Below are 17,729 nucleotides of genomic sequence, written 5' to 3'. Positions count from 1 at the left end.
CCGCGGATACCTTGATGGATTTGAAGAAACCGTCAGGTATTGGAAGGGTATATCCGATGGATGCTTCACGCAGACGGACAACCGTAGCGCTGTAGATGTATTCTCCGGAGATACCGTTGCGGCCGCCGATGGCTTCGTACCAGGTCTTGGGATCGACAGTAGAGACCAGCTTGCCCGTGCCGTCTACACCGTTGACCTTTACGCCTCCGGCATTCCGCGCGTCACCCGTCTCTTTCGATACGCCATACTGGTCCAGGATGGCCTGGGTCAGGGACAACACGTGTCCGCCGAATTTGCCGTCGACCAGCAGGCCCATCGTCCATTTCTTATAGGTAAAATCGTTGCGCCATCCCAGCTGATACCTCGGGCTGGGGTTACCGATCAGGCTGAATGTACCATTGCTCTTCGGAATGTAGGGATCGGCGGAAGTACCGCTGCCGCTGAAGAGGATCCGTCCCTGCGCGTCTTTCTGCAGCGCATGAGCCGTAGATATCGCCGAACTGGCCGCCCTTCGTGATGTGTGACTCATAGGCGTTGTTCCCGTTCTGCGTCAGCTGGAAGGTATTGATGCTGTCGCGGCTGTCCACGTCGATGATCTTGTTCCGGTTGAGCGCCCCGTTGACCGAGGTAGTCCAGGTGAAGTCACGCTCGCGGATGACGGCGTATCCGACGGTAAACTCGATACCGGTATTCTGGATATTCCCGGCGTTGACATAACCCGTAGAGAACAGGGATGCCGTGACGGGCTGTATCGGGAAGTACTGGTTGCGGGTATTCGTCTTATAATAAGTAAAGCTCAGGTTCAGTCTGTTGTCGAACATGCGCCATTCGGTGCCGAGCTCGATGGACTTTGTCTTCTCCGGCTTGAGCGTGCGGAAGGCGTTGGCCGTATTGAAGACCAGCTGACCGGAAGAGTTCTGGGTGTTCTGCACCTGGGTCAGGTAGGCGGGAACGGTATTGCCGACCTCCGCATACGTGCCGCGGACCTTGCCGTAGTTGATAAAGGAAGGCAGGTGCAGCAGCTGTGACAGGATCAGGGACAGACCGACCGAAGGATAGAAGAACGACTCGTTGGGAGTGAACGAAAGGTTGGAGGACCAGTCGTTCCTGCCCGTGAGCGTCAGGTAGGCCCAGTCATTATAGGAGACGTCGACGTTGCCAAAAACGGACTGTATCTGGTTATGGACGGGGAACACGCTGTTGATCCCGTTAGCCGGAATGTTCTGCGTAGCAGGGCTCGTCGTCACGGTGGTCAGACCAGGAAGAGCCGCGATGATATTCCCGGTGGTGAAGAAGTCGGGAGTGGACAGGTCGCCCTGCAGGTAGATACCCTTCGTCTTGTAGTCGGTGATGCTCGTACCCACCAGACCGTTGACTTTGACAGCGGAATGGCTGGGGATATTGAAGTTGATTATGGCGTCGCCGTATTTCTGCTCGGAGGTCTGGTTGTTGAGAACCATATGACCGCGGCCATTGCTGTTGTAGAGACCGTTGGTGCCGGAGTACAGATCGGACTCGTAGTCATCCGCGATATGGTCTACGTTGCCGCGAACCTGGACATTCAGCCAGGAAGCGATCTCGTAGCGCAGGCTTCCCTGGAAGAGGATGCGGTTGCGGTTGGCGACGCTGGGCTGCTGGTTCAGGACCCACCAGGGGTTCTGCTGGTAGAGACCGTCCTGGAAGGGCCAGTTCTGGCGGGCGAAGCCCGTACTGTCCGTGTTCAGGTAGTGGTCCTTATAGGGCTGGATGCTCAATCCCCTCGGGAAAAGGTAGAGACCGGTCAGCGCGTTCTGATAGATACCGAGGGCCGGGCTGTTGTTGATCTTTTGGGTGATATAGCTGACATTACCGTCTACGGTCAGCTTGTCGTGCAACAGACGCGCCGTCTCTCTCAGCGTGAAGTTATGACGCTGCAACTTGTTGTTCGGCTGGACGCCGTTCGCCAGCGTGTTGGCGTAGGAGAAATAGGTCTGTGCATTGGGACCGCCGCCGCTGACGCTGAGGGCGTTGGTGAAATTGGTGCCGGTCCGGAAGAAGTCCTTCAGGTTGTCCTGGCCGCCGCTGGTGGCTACACCCCAGCTGTCCGTCGCCGTAGGCGTGGTGCGGCCGTAGGAGTTCTGGAACTGCGGCTTGTAGGCCAGGCTTTCGGCAAACGCGGACGAAGAGAAGTTGATCTGCGTCTGACCGGCCCTGCCTTTTTTGGTGGTGATCAGGATGACGCCGTTCTGCGCCTGGCTGCCATAAAGGGCGGCCGCGCTGGCGCCTTCCAGTACGGAGATGCTGGCGATATCTTCGGGGTTCAGGTTGGAGATGCCGTCGCCGCCGTCGGGTGTGCCGCCGAACGTACCCCCGGGCTGGCCGTTGCCGTTAGCTCCGTTGGAGATGGGAATACCATCGATAACATACAGGGGCTGGTTGTTCCCGTTGGCGCTGCGGCTGCCGCGCAGGATCACTTTTGCGGACCCGCCCACTCCCGAGGCGCTGGGGCTGATCGTAAGACCGGCGACCTTACCATTGAGGGTGTTCATCAGATTGTCCGACTTTACCGTGGTCAGGTCTTCGCCCTTCACCTGCTGGGTCGCATAGGTCAGCGATTTTTCGCTGCGGCGGATACCGAGTGCCGTGATGACGATATCATTCAGCGTTGCCTGTGCGAGGCTGAGGCTGATCTGCATCGGCTGCCCCGACACGACGCGGGCCTCTTTGGGAGCGTATCCGACATAGGTGAAGACCAGCGTCTCGGTCTCGTCGGCCTGGATCCTGAACTCGCCCTTGTCGTTGGACAGCGCCTGGCGCTGGGTGCCTTTCACCAGAATGGTGACGCCGGCAAGGGGCTCGCCCTTTTCGTTCAAAACGACGCCGTTGACGACGGCTGGGGGCTGTTCGGCCACTATTTCTGTCGCCGATGCCTTTGTTGCCGCCGCCGCGATTCGGATGGCGATGATATTGTTCTCGATGGTGTAGGCCAGGTGCTGTTCTCTCAGACAGGCGTCGAGAACGTCCCGAATATCGGCATTCTTCAGATGGAGGTCCACGGGCCGGGTGTTCTGGAGGTCGTTGTATTTATAGAGAAAAGAGTAGTTGCTCTGTTTCTCGATGGTGGAGAAGACCTTCTCCAGGGACATATTCTTCCCGGAAATGGATATTTTCTGGGAGAGGCCCGTCGCGGAGATCTGAAGGGCGGTGGCTAATAATAAAAAGGTGGTCAACCTCATAATCAAAAACGTTTTAGCAAACAACCCGCGTCTGATGGCAGGCGTCTGCCGCCCATTATATAATGGGGAGCAGAAGATCGGAGAATTCATAACTTTGTTAAGATTGGGTTTTAGAACCGTGAAATAGTCGTTACGCTGACGTGTTTTTCGGGACCCTCTCCCTGGTCACAGCCAGGTTATTCGCCGGGGGTGTTGGTAGCACCTCCGGCATTTTTTATGAGGGGGAATTGAGTTAGGCGGTTAAGTTTTCATATCGCAATGGTTTTTATATGATTAGGCAATCCTGTTTTGACCGGCATTTCTGGAGCGCGCCTTATGTGTAGTAGTTGAACTAGGTGAGCACGGTGATCGTCCTGCCTTCTATTTTGAACCGGATCCCGATGAGTTCCATGACATGGAGGACCTCCGACACGTCGGCCGTACGAGGTATTTTCCCAACGATCTCGTCTTTGGGCGCCTGGCCCTGATAGACGATCTTCACGTCATACCAACGGGCGATCTGGCGCATGACGCTCTGCACCGGGGTACGGTCGAAATAATAGTATCCATCCTTCCAGGCCGTGACCTGGCGGGTATTGACCATCCGGGTCGCCATTTTGCCGGCGGCGGCGTCCCACTGTCCCTGCTGGCCCGGTACGAGCAGTGCATTAGCCTGCCCCCGGCCCATCTGAACGGAGCCCTCGAGCAGCGTAGTTTTCACAGGGCCTTCGTCGCCGTAGGCCATGACGTTGAACTGGGTGCCGAGGACGCGGGTCTCGGTGGAGCCCGCCCTGACGAGGAAGGGCTGGTTTTTGTTGGGGGCGACTTCGAAGTAGGCTTCGCCGGTGAGTTCGACCGTCCGTTGTTTCCCGGTGAAGGCGGTGGGGAAGCGAAGTGAGCTTTCGGCGTTCAGCCAGACCCTGGTGTGGTCGGGGAGGGTCACCTGGTATTGTCCCCCGCGGGGCGTGGCGATGGTATTGAAGAGGATGGCGGTGGTTCCGGGGGTCCCGGCCTGATTTCCGGCAGTTCCCGCGTTGGTTCCGGCGGTTCCGGGGTTTCCGGTGCCGGCCGGATTTCCGGCGGCTCCCGCGTTGGGCCCGTCCGCATCGGCGTAGGCGAGCTGGCCACTATCCAATTTTATTACGCGGGTCTTTCCCTGCTGGCCGAGTACGCCTTTCTGTGCGTCGTCGAGGACGATCTGCTGTCCGTTGGCCGGGGTGAGTATGGCCCGGTTAGTGCCCGGTTTGATGGTTGTGGCTTTTGGGGGTACAGTGGCTACCGCGGGGGTGGATTTTGGGGTGTGGAGGAAGAACCAGGTTCCGGCTATTGCGACCAGGACCACGGCGGCTGCGGCAAAGCGCTTCACCAGCGGGCGGCGCAGGAAGAAGAAGGGTCCCCCGCGGGTCTCCGCCGGCTGGCCGGCTGTCTTATCGACCGACAGTATATTTTGGAGGATCCGGTCGCCGCCGGGCTGGGCGCTTTCGTCTGCCGTTTGCATCAACTGCAACAAACACTCTTTCACAACATCCTCGTAATCAGGATTTTGCATTATTTCATCCAGCTGACTCCGTTGTGATTCCGTCAATTGTCCCGCCAGATGTTGCTCCAGCAGATAAAGAATGTTTTGAGATTGCATAGAAGTCCTCCGGTATAATAAGAACACCGGGACGGGGATCAGGACTATTGGGGGGAAAAATATTTTTTTGGGGGTGCCCCGGGGAACCCTCCCCTACACGCCATGCCCCTTCGCGGCCAAATATTCCCGGATCTTCCGGAGAGAAGTAACCAGCGTATTCTTAACCGTATTCGGCGAGATCCTCAGCACCTCCGCGATCTCCGGTATCGTCATCCCCTCATCCCGGCTCATCTGAAATATTCTCCGGCGGCGATGTGGCAGGCGGTTCACGGCCTCCGCGACGAGCTGTCTTATCTCCTTCAGCTGCACCGCGTGCAGCGTCTCCTCCCCATCCTCAGACCGAACCATCCTCAGCCCGGCAAGCCCGTCCTTCCGACTGCTTCTTTTCTTCAGATATTTATAACACTCGTTCACCGCGACCGTATGGATCCAGGCCTGGGGCGTCTCCACCTCCAGCAGCCGGTCCCGGCCCAGCCACAAACGAAGGAAGGTCTCCTGTATCACCTCCTCCGTATCCTCCGCGGACCGCGTCAGCTTCATGATAAAAGGATGCAGGCTCGCATAGTACGCATAGAACAAAGTGGAAAAAGCAGCCTCATCTCCATGAGCTATTTGCTGTAAGAGAACCTTTTCGTCATGCAGGATGGAGGAAGGCAACAAAGGGCTGTAAAGTTGATTTTAGCGTGCAAATTTACGAATTTGTGCACCCCCACCAAGACTGTTAATTGAATGCTTCCTTATTGTATTTATTCCGGTAATCCACAGGCGACATAGAGGTGACTTTTTTAAATATGTCCCGGAAGGCTTTTGTATCGTTGTAGCCCACCTCGTACATGACCTCGCCGATCGTCTTACGGCTCAGCTCGAGCTGCCGCTTGGCCGCCTCGATCTTGACGCGCTGCCAGTATTCGAGTACCGTATTATTGGTCGCCTTCTTTGAATCTTCTCTCGAACGTGCGGCGCGCTATCCCAAACTTTTCGCAGAGCTCGTCGACGGTGATCTTGTCCTGGTAGTTGGTCTCGATGAACTCCTGCACTTTTACGATATCCGCGTCGTTGTGTATTTTCTGCCCCTTGAAGATGCTAAAGGGCGACTGACTGTTGCGGTCGATATCCAGTACAAAGAACTTGGAAGCAAGAATGGCCATTTCCCTCCCGGCATATTTTTCGGTGAGATATAGCAGCAGATTCCAGTAGGAGTTGGCGCCACCGCTGGTGTAAAGACCGTTATGTTCGGTGACGATCTTGTCGTCGCAGAGTTCGACGTCGGGATACATGGTCCTGAACTGATTGGCCAGCAGCCAGTGCGTCGAACACGGTTTGCCATCGAGAAGCCCCGAAGCCGCGAGGAGGAACGCTCCGAGACAAAGACTCGCCACTTCGGTGCCTTCCTTGTACTGCTTGACGATCCATGGCAGAAAATCTTTATTCAGCCGCACCGCGTGCTCCATATCCCCACTGACGGCCGGGACGATGATCAGGTCGGGTTTTCTTGCCATCTTCAGCACGGCGTCGACATGAATAGAGAATATGCCATCGTTCAGCCTGACTTCCGGCGTAAGCCCGACCAGCTGCACGTTGAACAGCGGTTCGCGCTCCTGGCTTTTCAGAAACTCGTTGAGGGCCGTGAAAAGATAACGTGGATCGGCGACCGCCTCTATAACGGCGGTCTCGGGGACAAGGATGGCTATATTCTTCATAGTGCGAGCATTTTTTGATTGTCATTGGCGGTCCTTCCAAAAGGCCGCCTGGATCATAAAGATAACCCCATTTACTGTCGTAAACAACCCCTCACATTGACGGATTACCGCCCCGCGCGTACAGAAATTGCGGGGTAGCTTTGATGTATCAAAATAACCCAGATGGAACCATACAAACTCGACCACGACATCAAGTTGCTCTGCATTCCGGCCGCCAGTTTCCCGGATGGGGTCGCCGCAGCATACCAGAAACTGCACTCCCTGGTCCCGCCAACCGGAGGACGTCATTTTTTCGGCATCTCCTGGATGGACAGCAAAGGCACCATAGTCTATAAGGCCTGCGTAGAGGAAGCCTACCCCGGCGAGACGGAAAAACTCGGCGCGGAAACTTTCGTCGTAAAAAAAGGCGACTATATCAGCATCGTCCTCCACGATTTTATGGCCGACACCTCCGTCTTTGGCAGGGCCTTCCGCGAACTGACCGCCGACCCGCGAATCGACCCGCAGGGCGCGGGAGTGGAAATGTATCTCAGCGAAAAAGAAGTTCGCTGTATGGTCCGCCTCGCCCCCCAACTAACCCCCAACCAAACCAACAAATGATGACACAACTGATCGCCTACCTCCATTTCAGCGGCCAGTGCCGGGAAGCACTGACCTTCTACCAGCAGTGCCTGGGCGGCGAGCTCAATATGCAAAAGGTCGGCGAATCCGCCATGGGGGCGCAGATGCCCTCGAAGGCCGACGCCAATATCCTTCGCGGGAGCCTGACAAAGGACGGAGTCACCATCGTCATGGGCTCCGACCTGATGGGCGCCCGGCTCAAACAGGGCAATTCGATAGCGCTCTGCCTGCACTGCAGCAGCAACGAAGAACTCAACAAATGTTTCGACAGACTTTCCTCCGGCGGCCTTGTCGCGATGCCTCCCCACCAATCCATCTGGGGCGGTATTTACGGAGAGCTCACCGACCGGTATGGCATCAAATGGATGCTCAACTACACAAAAATTAATCAACGCTAAAAATCAACCATCATGAAAAGTACAAAGATCATCTTCTGGACCAGCACGATCCTTATCGTGCTCTTCGAAGGCCTGGTGCCTGCGCTGACCTTTAATACGGAGATCGCCAGACAGGGTGTCAGCCACCTCGGCTACCCCGACTATTTCCGGGTATGGTTCACCGTCTTTAAAGTTATCGGTGCTATCCTCCTTATCCTTCCCCGCCTGCCCCGCCGCGTAAAAGACTGGGCCTATGCCGGATTTACGTTCGATTTCATCTTCGCCTCTATCTCGCACGGCATGGTCGACGGCATCGCCGACGGACAGACCTGGTTTCCGCTGGTAGTGCTGGCAATTCTCATGGTATCGTATGTATGCTATAACAGGTTGCTGACCGGCAGCCGCATATCAGCCGGCTCCGCCAGAGTCCCTGGCCTCAGCATGTAAGGCTCCGTATTCGGAACAGTATATTTTATACAACAGCAGGAAATAGCTGACCATCAGCGGACCGAAAATGAATCCCCAGAATCCAAACAACTTCAGCCCTACGATCACACCGAGGACCGTGATCAGCGGGTGTACATCGCCCAGACCTTTCAGTATCGTGATCCTCGCCACGGTGTCGATATTGCCCGTTACGACCAGGCTATAGATCCCCAGTCCGATCGCCGCGCCGCCATGGCCCGACGCGGATAGATAGACGACGACCGGTATCCAGACGGCCATCGTCCCAACGACCGGGAAGAAGGCGAACAGACCCGTCAGGAATCCCCAGAGTACATAGTCCTTTACGCCGAACAGCGCGTAGCCAAGCATCGCGGCCAGCCCCTGTATCATCGAGATCAGCGGTATCCCGATGGCGTTGGCCCGGATCATGTTGTGGGTCTCCTTCGTCAGGACCCGGATATTGTCGTCCCGCATGGGCATCCATGGTCGCAGGCCTTTTTCCATCCGCTGTCCGCCCGTAAACATAAAAAGGAAAGGAACAGCAGCATGATCAGGTTGCCCAGCATCGACGCCGTACTGTTGAGCAGGGTCGGTATAAAACCCGTGACTCCCTTTTGCAGCTGTTTAAGATTTTCATCGGTGAGGAGCTCCTCACCGGTCCAGTTCTTTATTTGATTGGAGAAGGTCCGCAATACCTGCATGATTTCGTGGGTATCGGAGAAGACCGTATTCAGCTTGGCCGTCATCAGACGGACCGCAAGGTAGACAGGCAGGCCCGCGCAGACGAGGAATCCTACCAGGAAAAGAGAGGCTGCCAGCGACCTGTTCCAGTGCTTTTTCTCCGTCAGATAGTTGTACATGCGGCGGCACAGGATATACCAGGTGACGGCCCCCAGAAAACCCGGGAAGAAAGCCCACAGTTCCTGGAACAGCAGCAAAGCCAGCCCCAGTATCGCGGCGAGCAGCAGCAGCTGACGCAGTCGGTCGTTATATCGGTCCGCCATAGTATAAATGTAGTGTTATTGCCTTAAATTTACTCATGTCATCTATCAACGTAAGACAGGCGGCTAAATCGGACCTCGCGGCCCTGTTAGTGTTTGAGCAGGGAGTCATTACTGCAGAGCGCCCGTTCGACCCGACCATCCGCGGGGGGCGATCAACTACTACGACATCCGCTATATGCTGAGCGCGCCGGAGATCCGGCTCATGGTCGCCGAACTCGACGGCGTCCTCATCGCATCGGGTTATGCCCGCATCGAAAAGGGAAGGCACTATCTCAAACATACCCATCACGCCTATCTCGGATTTATGTACGTCGTCCCCGAACACCGCGGAAAAGGCGTCAACCGCCTCATTATCGAAGCCCTCAAAAACTGGGCCATCGAACAAAATATCAACGAGTTGCGCCTGGACGTCTACTACGACAACCAGCCCGCGATCGCCGCATATGAAAAGGCCGGGTTTATCAAACACCTTATAGAAATGAGGATGGGGTTAACGATTCCCGCGGCCACACGTCCGTCATTGAAAGGTATGAGCCCGCTGTTGCTCGTATCCGACCTGGACCGGTCGATCGGCTTTTACACCGGCGTCCTCGGATTTAGCGTGCAGTTCCGCTACGAGGATTTCTATGCGGGCATCGGACGGGATGGCTATTCCATTCACCTCAAGCAGACGGCGCAGCCGCCGGCCGCGGACAGGGAATATAAAAGGGAAAATGAACACGTCGACATAACGTTCTCCGTCGCGGCCGTCGGCGATCTTTATGCCGGGCTCGCCGCCTCTTCGGTCGATGTGGTCCAGCCCCTTCGGGAGATGCCGTATGGACGTGAGTTTTATATCTCCGATCCGGACGGGTATATCATCGCGTTTTTGGAGGAGTTTTAGCGGAGCCCGGGTAACTCACAACGATCCACGCGATAGCGATCGCCTGGCAAATGGCGGAGGGAAGGTTGGTGCGCTTAAGCTCGAACGCGCCGGCCAGTGTAAGCAGCAGGCTGAAAATAATTCCCGACAACAGCATGACGCCGATGAAGACCGAAAGCTGTCTATTTTCTTTCAGATAGTTCCCGATAGGCCGCAGTCCGGTCCTTCGCCCGGTGGACGGATCTGGCCTGGTAGAGTTCCAGGCCTGCAGCAGCACTGCAAATCCGACGATGAGGATGACGGATAGGTTCCGCAGGCCCGGTAATTCGGGACCGTATGCGATCTCAAAGCAGGACGTGTCGAGACGGAGGTCCGATATATGCCGTTCGAAGGCCAGGCCGACCAATCCCATAAAATCCCTGAACCGCTGAAAATACACGAGCCGATAGGCTTTGTCGATGCCTGGTCCATATGCTGGATCGAGAACATTCAATACTCGGAGTTCGCGGGCCTTTGAGGCATCCCACGGATTCCGGTCGTATTTGTGGAGGATCAGGTCCATGTCGGAAAGGACCGCTGCCAGAAATGAAGAGTCCTCTTTATTCAGGCTTTTGTCGCCCGTCAGTCTTTCCTGCAGGGTCCGTTCGAAGCCCGAGCCGGCCATAAAGACGACTATATTGGCCTTTTCAAAGCTTTTACTTCTGTTATATCCCATGCTGACGCCGAACGCAACGATTGCAACGACAAGCAGTATAAAGGAAGAGAGCATTTTTGACCGGAATGACCGGATGGCAAGACTTGCGATGAACAGGCTAACTGCGGTCAGCAATACCATGATCATTATCCACGGCTTGAGCGTGGTTGCCAGCAGACATATCGCCAGGGCATAGCCGATGGCCGCCAGGACATTTGGGGCTTTTATGGGGAATACGATCTTATAAAGAAAGATGAAGATCCATATCTGTACGGCAAAGAGAATGGACTCAGTCAGATAGGTTCCGCAGTAACTCCATATCCCTATGAGCATCAGGAAACTGATCAGTACGATAGTATTCCGCCGCGAGAACAGCGGGCGGGCCTTCCCACTGCCTAGCTTTACCATGTATAACAGGCTCCCACAATTGAGTAAATAGGCGACTATGCTCATTTTTAGCGGGGTACCGTGTAAGACCCGAAGGAACAGTGGGAAGAGGACGGGCCTTATGGTCTGGTATCCTGGCTCGAACAGGTGATCGGCGTCGGCAAAATATCCGTAGGAGTCCGGGCAGATTCGAACGGGAGTGGTAACGAACAGGTAAAGCCAGCCGGAGAACAACAGGAAAAGGACCGCGTGCAGCGATCGGGTAAGCGCTTTATTTTCGGTCATCAGAGAGTGTTGGTGATAGGTTTTGGCCGCAAATATAAGGTTCTCAACGCTCATCTGTCGCTTCCTGTATCCCGGACGGATATCCCCAGACCCACCCGGTATGCGCGGTCTTCGTACTCACCTTATACCAGACCCATTTTCCGACATTGGCGACCGAGTCCGTATTAGGGCTGCGGTCCACATAATATACCTCCGAGCCTTTCTTCAGTGTTTCCAGCGTGGCCGAGCCGACAGCGGCGGATTGATGAAGGGGCATATCTTTCAATACCCGCAGCTTAAACCGGCTTTTCGGCGAGATCGGGAAAGTAGTATAGTTGGTATGGCCGGCCGCACCGAGATAGTAGTCGATCAGGTATTTATTCGCGGCCTGCTGGAAAATCGCGTTTGCCCCCGCATTACGGCGTTGGTAGGATCATCGAGTAAATAGGGAGCAAAAGTTTCGGGTACACTATACCGTTAAATGTCCCGATCGTCTAAAGTGACGACATTTTAAATTCATTTACAATAAGTGCTACCAGCTTAATTTACCTTATTCGGCCTAAAAACCGTTTGCCCGACATTTATTTCTGCATTTCCCGCACTTCGGCGTAGCCGTCGAATTCGTAAATCGGACAGGTCCCGGCGATGCCTGCTGCCTCATCGAGACTTTCTGCCTTTAGTATCAGGAAACCTCCGACGATCTCCGTCCCGACGCGATGAATGTCGTCGCTGGTGTTACCGTCTTTGATCAGCCTGCCGTTGAGCGTAAGCCCGCTGCCTCCGGCGAGGCTCGCGCCCCAGCGTGTCATCCATTCCGCCCAGTTCTCCCGGTGACGGGCGATGTCGGCTTCGCTGTGTTGTTCTGTCCTTCCATCCGGCTCCCGGAATAGTACGAGAAAATTCTTCATGGTCTTATTTATAGCGCGAAGGTAGGAGAAAATTACATCGGATTCGATATATTTGTCGCATGGCATCGTCAAACGCAACCAATTTTCAGCTGTCCCGCATGATGGGGCGTATCGCCTCGCTGCAGCGCACTTATCTGAAGCTGGCGCTGAAAGAGCAGCTGGACATCGAGGTGGAATGGTATTTCTTCCTGCACGCGATCGAAAGTAAGAGGTCGGCCCGCAAGACGGATATCATCAGCTACAATCTCCTCTTCGGGCCAACGACGGGTATCGATATCCTGAACCGGATGATTCAGGCGGGGCTGGTGACTGAAGCCGTCGATCCGGCGGACAAGCGGGCGCGGCTGCTTGGCATTACGAAGGAGGGGAAGGCAATCCTGCGGCGGGCGCAGCGGCTGGCAGGGCGGATCGCTGATTCGTTTTTGGGGAGATGACGGCGCGGGTGCGGGAGGAGTTGTTGCGTTACCTGAATGGGATCGAGGAAGATTTTGGTGGGTTGCTGACAGAGGATCGGGGTGCCGCACTGCGGCGGGTTTTGGGGTAGGCCGGGACGTGTGTTTCACGTCCGGCTGGTTCACGGCTGGTTCACGTCCGGCTGGTTCACGGCTGGTTCACGGACGGCTGGTTCACGGCTGGTTCACGGACGGTTCACGGCTGGTTCACGTCCGGCTGGTTCACGTCCGGCGGCCGCGGGTCAACCCGGCATTACCGCGCGCATCGGGAAATAGTCGATCGTACTCAAGGCAAGAGCGGGGTCCCCGGCAATGAATTGCTTCAGCTCCTCCTCCTCGTCTACCTGGGCCACTCCCATCCCAAACGCCCCGTTCGGGTCAAAGACGGGTCCAAAAACCACGATCTTTCCCTCTTCCATAAACTGGCGCCAGTAGGCAGCATGCTGGTGCATCGTCACGCGCTCGGCGTCGGTCATCGTCTGCGTGAAATCAGGCCGGACGGGGTTCAGGCGGAGGAAGAAGTATTTTTTGTCCATAGTTGTCTCCAAAATAGCGTTTTTCTGGCGGATTTTCCTTTTCCCCATACGGATGCTTGACCGCAGGGAGAGGTGGCGGGGAACGGAACCGTCGGATGGGGACCGTCTTGGTTTGGGCCTTCGACCGGTCCGTGAACCATCGAAGGCGGTAGGATGGGGATATGAATCGTCGGCGGGGGGACCGCCGGCCAAAAAAACCAAAACAAACCCCGGGGTCTATTTTTTAGTTCCTCAGAATCAAATACTTTTAGTGCGGTATAATTTTTACCGGGAAACCCCTAACCTCTCAGTCATTTTACCGTTGCTCTGGTCCAATTGTACAAACTATTAAAGGCCCGATAGCTAACCCCTATCGGGTTTCCTTTTCAAAGGAAATAGGCCCGCCCGGCGGCGGGACAGCGCGCGCCAGTGATCGCGAGATCCATAGTGCTATTTCTGCTGAAGGCACCTGATCAGGGGCGCCCGGTTGACGGAGTCTTTTTCCATCAGACCGATCAGGTGCGTCTTTTCGTCGATGTCGAGATAGATCTCCGCCTGGTCGCCGGCGGCGTTTCTGAAGACGAGCTTGTTCTGCGTGCCCAGACTGACTGGTTTTTGAACTTTTAGAGTGTCCACGGATCTGACCGCGGACACCGCGGCCCCCGGCTTCCCTGCTGTTCCCACGCCCGCCGCAGCCCCCGCAGCCTTGCCGACGGTGGTATCGGTCTTCGTCTCGATCAGCGCGCCAAGGGCGGAGTAGCTGGCAGGGATATAGTCGCCCATACGGCTGGCGGAGTCTACGGGTTGTCCATAGAGCCGCTGCATAAAATGTAGCAGGTCATCGCTGGCCTTGCCTTTTGAGGAAAGATAGGCAGTGCCGGTCTCTTTCTTCGGGACGCTGAGGTTGAACCCATATGTTTCCCCGTTATAGGTCGACATCACCTGGTAGAAGACCGAGCTGTCGGTGGTCGTCCTGCCGGTATAGGAGAGTTTAAGACCGACGGGCGCGACCAGCTGCATTGGCTGCACGGGATAGACGCTGGTCACCACGAGGCTGTCTGTTGGTGTGGTATTCGTATCGCTGGTCTCCATTTGCTGGCAGGAAAAGAGAAAAGCGCACGCTGAGATGCAGATGAGTATAGGTCCCGAGGTCATAATGGTTGTAAATTTATGGCATTGGCTTTATATACCCGGATAAAGTTGCCACCCAGTATCTTTTCTATATCCCTGTTACCGTATCCTCTCTTCACCAGCTTGCGCCGTGACCAATGGATAGGTCGTCACGTCGTCCAGTCCTCTGGGCGGAGACTCTATCCCATCAAAATCCGAACCCAGACCCACGTGGTCGATGCCGGCGAGCTTTACGATATAGTCGATATGGTCCATCAGCAGCGACAAGGGCGCCCTCAGGGAGTCGGCCTCTTCGGGGTATTTTTGGACAGGAACTCGTTGACCGCATAGCTGGTAGTTTTGGCCGCCGCCATCGAATCGAGCTCCGGCTTGTGTCTGGCCAAAAAGGCCTGCAATTTCCTGCCATAGGCGCTGTCCAGAAAGCCCGAGTAAAAATTGACCATGACCACCCCTCCATTCAACCCGACGGCCCTGATCTGGGAGTCCTTCAGATTGCGCGGAACGGGGCACAACGCGTATACGCTACTGTGGGACACGAGCACGGGCTTATTCGTCGTATGAATGGCGTCCCAGAAGGTCTGCTCGCCAACATGGGAAAGGTCGACCATCATCCCTAGCCGGTTCATCCGCCGGACTATTTCCTTACCCTTCTCCGTCAGGCCATAGGGGGTCACGGTAAACGCCCTGCTCGTCTCGTCTACCGCCGAGGTAGCCCAGGACGTGCTGTTATTCCAGGTCAGGGTCATGTACCGAACCCCCTTTTGTACAAACTATCGAGATAGTCCATCTTGTCTTCGATCATATGCCCGCCTTCGACGCCCATCATCGCCCCCAGCCGGTGCCGCTTAACCGCCTGATCCAGCCCCTCCGGGCTCGACACGATCTGCATCTTGTCCGGATTTCTCGCAGCAATTGCGTACAGCGAATCGATCTCCTGGTTGGCCCGCCGGAAGGCGCTCCCCACCCCATACCTGTCGTCACAAAAAATGGAGAAGACCTGTACGTCGACCCCACCCTTCCTGAACCTCGCCAGGTCGGAATGCGTCTTTCCTTTCAGGTCGGTACCAATATCGAGCCCATTCATCGTAGCCGAGCTCAGCACGTCGTTGTGCGTGTCCACCACGACGGCCTTATCGTGCAGTTTCTGCCAGGACTGTGCGGTTGCAAAGAGGGGCAATAGCGTTACCAGGATCAAGACTTTACGCATATGATAGTTTTATTGATTCTGCCAGAACAAATACCGGTCGCGGTGCTGCTCGACTTTTGCTCCTGTCTCCACACCGATATGCATAACCGTCGCGGGTACTCCGGGCTTTACCGCGGGCCACTTGCGGTAAAGCAGCCATACGAATACTCTTGCCATTGGGATTGCCGGATTTGATGAAGTTGACAAAATATCCCTGCATGGTCGACGAGATATTTTCATCGACTGGAGTCCAGGAATATACTTTGTTCAGCGGAAGATTGCCCAGTGCGTATTCGATCTCCGCCGAATGCGTCGGCTGACGCGCGGGACTTCGTCGGAGCGTCGTCCCTTGCTCCTTCTCGTTCGTTCCCTTCGCTTCGCTCGGGAAGGTCGCGGGATGGAAGTCTCCAAACAAATAGCGATATACCGGCTTGCCGCCCGTCCTCGCCTGGACGTCGGACCAGCGCCAGGTGCTATATGCGATAAATTTGTCACTTGCAAGTTCTGTCGCCAGCTCCTCTACGTCGGCGTCGCCCGCCGCGGCATAGAGCCGTAGCACGTCGTCGGCCGTGGAGCCGTACATCTTGCGGACGCCTTTTTCATAGCTGTCCCGTGTCGGCGCATCGTTGCCCGTAATAGATTTGTAACTGCCTTCCTGGAAATTCCAGCCCACGAGCAGAGGTACGTGCGCCTGCTCGCCCGACTGATAGATATCGACAGGGGGTTTGGGGAAGAAATAGCCATCTACGGTGACCGGGAAACGGTAGTTGCTGAATGTTTTCGCCGCGTCCTGTACTTTCTCCGCCGTCATGGCGCGGAGATCGGCGATGTTCGATGCCCCGCAGCTGTGGGCAAAGGCAACGCCATTCTGCTCAGCTTCGGCCAGAGTTTTGGTCTTGTCGCCCAGTAGCGAGCCGCTCTCGCCGATAGCGCCGGCGATAAGCCCCTCGACAGGGGTGAGGCCATCTGCGCGCTCACGGAAAAGGAGCCAGCCGACTCGCCGGCGATCGTCACCCTCGAGGGATCGCCACCAAAAGCACGAATATTCCGGTGTACCCAGGCCAGGGCCGCCGCACTGGTCCATCAGACCATAGTTGCCCGAGGCGTGGTTCGGTGATTCCTTTGTGAGGTCGGGATGCGCCAGAAATCCGAATACGCCAAGCCGGTAGTTGACGGTAATGGCGATGATGCCCTGTTTCGCCATACTCTCGCAGTCATAGCGGGGTTCCGAACCGTCTCCCGCAATATATCCGCCGCCATAGAAGTAGACGAGCACCGGAAGGTCTTTCGCGTCGCCGTCCGGCTCCCAGATGTTCAGGTAGAGACAGTCTTCGCTGACGCCCGCGGAGCGGAAGATCATATCGCTGTAGATGCGGGCCTGCATGGCCTGTGGTCCGAAGTGGTCGCATTTTTTCACGCCGCTCCAATTCTTCACCGGTTGCGGCGCCTTCCAGCGCAGGTCGCCGGTCGGCGGGGTGGCAAAAGGAACGCCTTTGAACGTTAGTATGCCGTTGGTTTCTTTGACGCCTTCGATGACGCCGTTGGCTGTCGTCACCTGAGGGGCCTGGTGTTGGGTGTCGCGGACTGAGCGCCGGTGGTGCCGGCCAGGATCAAAAGGCTGGATGCGAATAAGGCAAGTTTTTTCATGTGGATTGTATATTATAAGATGTTCTTTAGTCTGACGTACTGCAGCAGCATGATCGTTTTCCCGTCCCTGATCTCGCCGCTTTCTATCATGCGCATCGCGCGGTCGACAGGCAATTCGAGGACCTCGATGTCTTCGTCCTCCGCCGCGAGGCCTCCTCCTTCGTGCACTTTCATATCGCTGGAATATTCGGCGATAAAGAAATAGAGGATCTCCGTCACCGAACCGGGAGACATATAGGCTTCGAATATTTTCTCTATCGCGGATAGCTTGTACCCCGTCTCTTCTTCCGTCTCCCGGCGGATCGCGACTTCGGGGTGGTCCAGATCCAGAAGTCCCGCACAGGCTTCGATCAGCATCCCGTCGGGATTCCCGTTGATAAAGGTAGGTAGCCTGAACTGTCGCGTCAGAATGACGGTTCTTGTCTGGCGGTTATATAGCAGGATAACTGCACCGTTGCCTCTGTCGTATGCTTCGCGGGTATGTGTTTCTGATGTCCCGTCGCTTTTCTGCCGCTGATAGGTGATCTTCTTTAGTGTATACCAGTTATCGGAAAGAATATCTGTCTGGAGAATGGTGGTCTTGCTGGTTGCCATATTCAAATATCCCGATTTTAGGGCAATATCTGACCTTTTAGGGGCATCAAACTATCGTAAATATACGAAGGTCCCCGATAGGGTAAACCCCATTTTAGGTGTTTGTTCGT

General features: G+C 55.8%; 18 protein-coding genes and 2 pseudogenes. 5 read left to right on the top strand and 15 right to left on the bottom strand.

Annotated elements, in window-relative coordinates; all coding sequences use genetic code 11:
- Positions 1-374: 374 nt before the first annotated feature.
- From ACQ86N_RS04515 to ACQ86N_RS04495, 5 genes are all read right to left on the bottom strand, one after another.
- Complete coding sequence (locus ACQ86N_RS04515; RefSeq protein ID WP_431214135.1) at positions 375-3,215, bottom strand: SusC/RagA family TonB-linked outer membrane protein; 2,841 nt, start codon at positions 3,213-3,215, stop codon at positions 375-377.
- Between the two features lie 331 nt (positions 3,216-3,546).
- Positions 3,547-4,743, bottom strand: a complete 1,197-nt coding sequence (locus ACQ86N_RS04510; protein ID WP_431214134.1) for a FecR family protein — start codon at positions 4,741-4,743, stop codon at positions 3,547-3,549.
- Positions 4,744-4,923: 180 nt separating this feature from the next.
- Positions 4,924-5,490, bottom strand: coding sequence for an RNA polymerase sigma factor (locus ACQ86N_RS04505; RefSeq protein WP_431214133.1), 567 nt, complete (start codon positions 5,488-5,490; stop codon positions 4,924-4,926).
- A gap of 61 nt (positions 5,491-5,551) precedes the next feature.
- A complete protein-coding gene (locus ACQ86N_RS04500; RefSeq protein ID WP_431217990.1) occupies positions 5,552-5,719 on the bottom strand; it encodes a helix-turn-helix domain-containing protein in 168 nt (55 codons plus the stop codon).
- Positions 5,720-5,750: 31 nt separating this feature from the next.
- The gene (locus ACQ86N_RS04495) at positions 5,751-6,530 is read right to left on the bottom strand and encodes a GlxA family transcriptional regulator (protein ID WP_431214132.1); all 780 of its coding nucleotides are present in this window, start codon (positions 6,528-6,530) and stop codon (positions 5,751-5,753) included.
- A gap of 162 nt (positions 6,531-6,692) precedes the next feature.
- Here ACQ86N_RS04495 and ACQ86N_RS04490 point away from each other — a divergent pair, with 162 nt between their 5' ends.
- Genes ACQ86N_RS04490 through ACQ86N_RS04480 form a run of 3 tightly spaced genes read left to right on the top strand, consistent with a single transcriptional unit; the run spans position 6,693 to position 7,975 of the window.
- Positions 6,693-7,130: a hypothetical protein gene (locus tag ACQ86N_RS04490; RefSeq protein ID WP_431214131.1), complete on the top strand. Its 438-nt coding sequence runs from the start codon at positions 6,693-6,695 to the stop codon at positions 7,128-7,130.
- Complete coding sequence (locus ACQ86N_RS04485) at positions 7,127-7,549, top strand: VOC family protein (RefSeq protein ID WP_431214130.1); 423 nt, start codon at positions 7,127-7,129, stop codon at positions 7,547-7,549. The genes ACQ86N_RS04490 and ACQ86N_RS04485 overlap by 4 nt, the downstream gene beginning before the upstream one ends.
- Positions 7,550-7,561: 12 nt before the next feature.
- The gene (locus ACQ86N_RS04480) at positions 7,562-7,975 is read left to right on the top strand and encodes a DoxX family protein (RefSeq protein WP_431214129.1); all 414 of its coding nucleotides are present in this window, start codon (positions 7,562-7,564) and stop codon (positions 7,973-7,975) included.
- Here ACQ86N_RS04480 and ACQ86N_RS04475 read toward each other — a convergent pair.
- Positions 7,937-8,979, bottom strand: a pseudogene (locus tag ACQ86N_RS04475) (AI-2E family transporter). The gene ACQ86N_RS04480 and the pseudogene ACQ86N_RS04475 sit on opposite strands and share 39 nt — an antisense overlap.
- A gap of 151 nt (positions 8,980-9,130) precedes the next feature.
- On the opposite strand from ACQ86N_RS04475, the gene ACQ86N_RS04470 reads away from it, so the two are divergent.
- A complete protein-coding gene (locus ACQ86N_RS04470) occupies positions 9,131-9,862 on the top strand; it encodes a GNAT family N-acetyltransferase (RefSeq protein ID WP_431217989.1) in 732 nt (243 codons plus the stop codon).
- On the opposite strand, the gene ACQ86N_RS04465 is transcribed toward ACQ86N_RS04470, so the two are convergent.
- The 3 genes from ACQ86N_RS04465 to ACQ86N_RS04455 all read right to left on the bottom strand — a co-directional run bounded on the left by ACQ86N_RS04465 (position 9,837) and on the right by ACQ86N_RS04455 (position 12,094).
- The gene (locus ACQ86N_RS04465) at positions 9,837-11,207 is read right to left on the bottom strand and encodes a hypothetical protein (protein ID WP_431214128.1); all 1,371 of its coding nucleotides are present in this window, start codon (positions 11,205-11,207) and stop codon (positions 9,837-9,839) included. The two genes, ACQ86N_RS04470 and ACQ86N_RS04465, sit on opposite strands and share 26 nt — an antisense overlap.
- 43 nt (positions 11,208-11,250) lie before the next feature.
- Positions 11,251-11,463 carry a hypothetical protein gene (locus ACQ86N_RS04460; protein ID WP_431214127.1) on the bottom strand — a complete coding sequence of 71 codons (213 nt, stop codon included), beginning with the start codon at positions 11,461-11,463 and terminating at the stop codon, positions 11,251-11,253.
- 304 nt (positions 11,464-11,767) lie between these two features.
- Positions 11,768-12,094, bottom strand: a complete 327-nt coding sequence (locus ACQ86N_RS04455; RefSeq protein WP_431214126.1) for a YciI family protein — start codon at positions 12,092-12,094, stop codon at positions 11,768-11,770.
- Between the two features lie 59 nt (positions 12,095-12,153).
- Here ACQ86N_RS04455 and ACQ86N_RS04450 point away from each other — a divergent pair, with 59 nt between their 5' ends.
- Complete coding sequence (locus ACQ86N_RS04450) at positions 12,154-12,528, top strand: MarR family winged helix-turn-helix transcriptional regulator (RefSeq protein WP_431214125.1); 375 nt, start codon at positions 12,154-12,156, stop codon at positions 12,526-12,528.
- Between the two features lie 260 nt (positions 12,529-12,788).
- Here ACQ86N_RS04450 and ACQ86N_RS04445 read toward each other — a convergent pair whose 3' ends face one another.
- From ACQ86N_RS04445 to nudK, 6 genes and pseudogenes are all read right to left on the bottom strand, one after another.
- Positions 12,789-13,094 (bottom strand): YciI family protein, encoded by a 306-nt coding sequence (locus ACQ86N_RS04445; protein WP_431214124.1) that lies wholly within the window; start codon positions 13,092-13,094, stop codon positions 12,789-12,791.
- A gap of 417 nt (positions 13,095-13,511) precedes the next feature.
- Positions 13,512-14,216 (bottom strand): hypothetical protein, encoded by a 705-nt coding sequence (locus ACQ86N_RS04440; RefSeq protein WP_431214123.1) that lies wholly within the window; start codon positions 14,214-14,216, stop codon positions 13,512-13,514.
- Between the two features lie 75 nt (positions 14,217-14,291).
- Complete coding sequence (locus tag ACQ86N_RS04435) at positions 14,292-14,459, bottom strand: membrane dipeptidase (RefSeq protein WP_431214122.1); 168 nt, start codon at positions 14,457-14,459, stop codon at positions 14,292-14,294.
- Between the two features lie 8 nt (positions 14,460-14,467).
- Positions 14,468-15,276, bottom strand: a pseudogene (locus ACQ86N_RS04430) (dipeptidase).
- A gap of 115 nt (positions 15,277-15,391) precedes the next feature.
- Entirely contained in the window at positions 15,392-16,933 is a 1,542-nt protein-coding gene (locus tag ACQ86N_RS04425) for a carboxylesterase/lipase family protein (protein WP_431214121.1), read from the bottom strand.
- Positions 16,934-17,037: 104 nt separating this feature from the next.
- Positions 17,038-17,619 carry a GDP-mannose pyrophosphatase NudK gene (gene nudK, locus ACQ86N_RS04420; protein ID WP_431214120.1) on the bottom strand — a complete coding sequence of 194 codons (582 nt, stop codon included), beginning with the start codon at positions 17,617-17,619 and terminating at the stop codon, positions 17,038-17,040.
- Positions 17,620-17,729: the final 110 nt, after the last annotated feature.

This window comes from Puia sp. P3 (assembly GCF_050632245.1).
Taxonomy (GTDB): Bacteria; Bacteroidota; Bacteroidia; order Chitinophagales; family Chitinophagaceae; genus Puia.
This window is presented reverse-complemented; position numbering and strand designations above follow the sequence as displayed.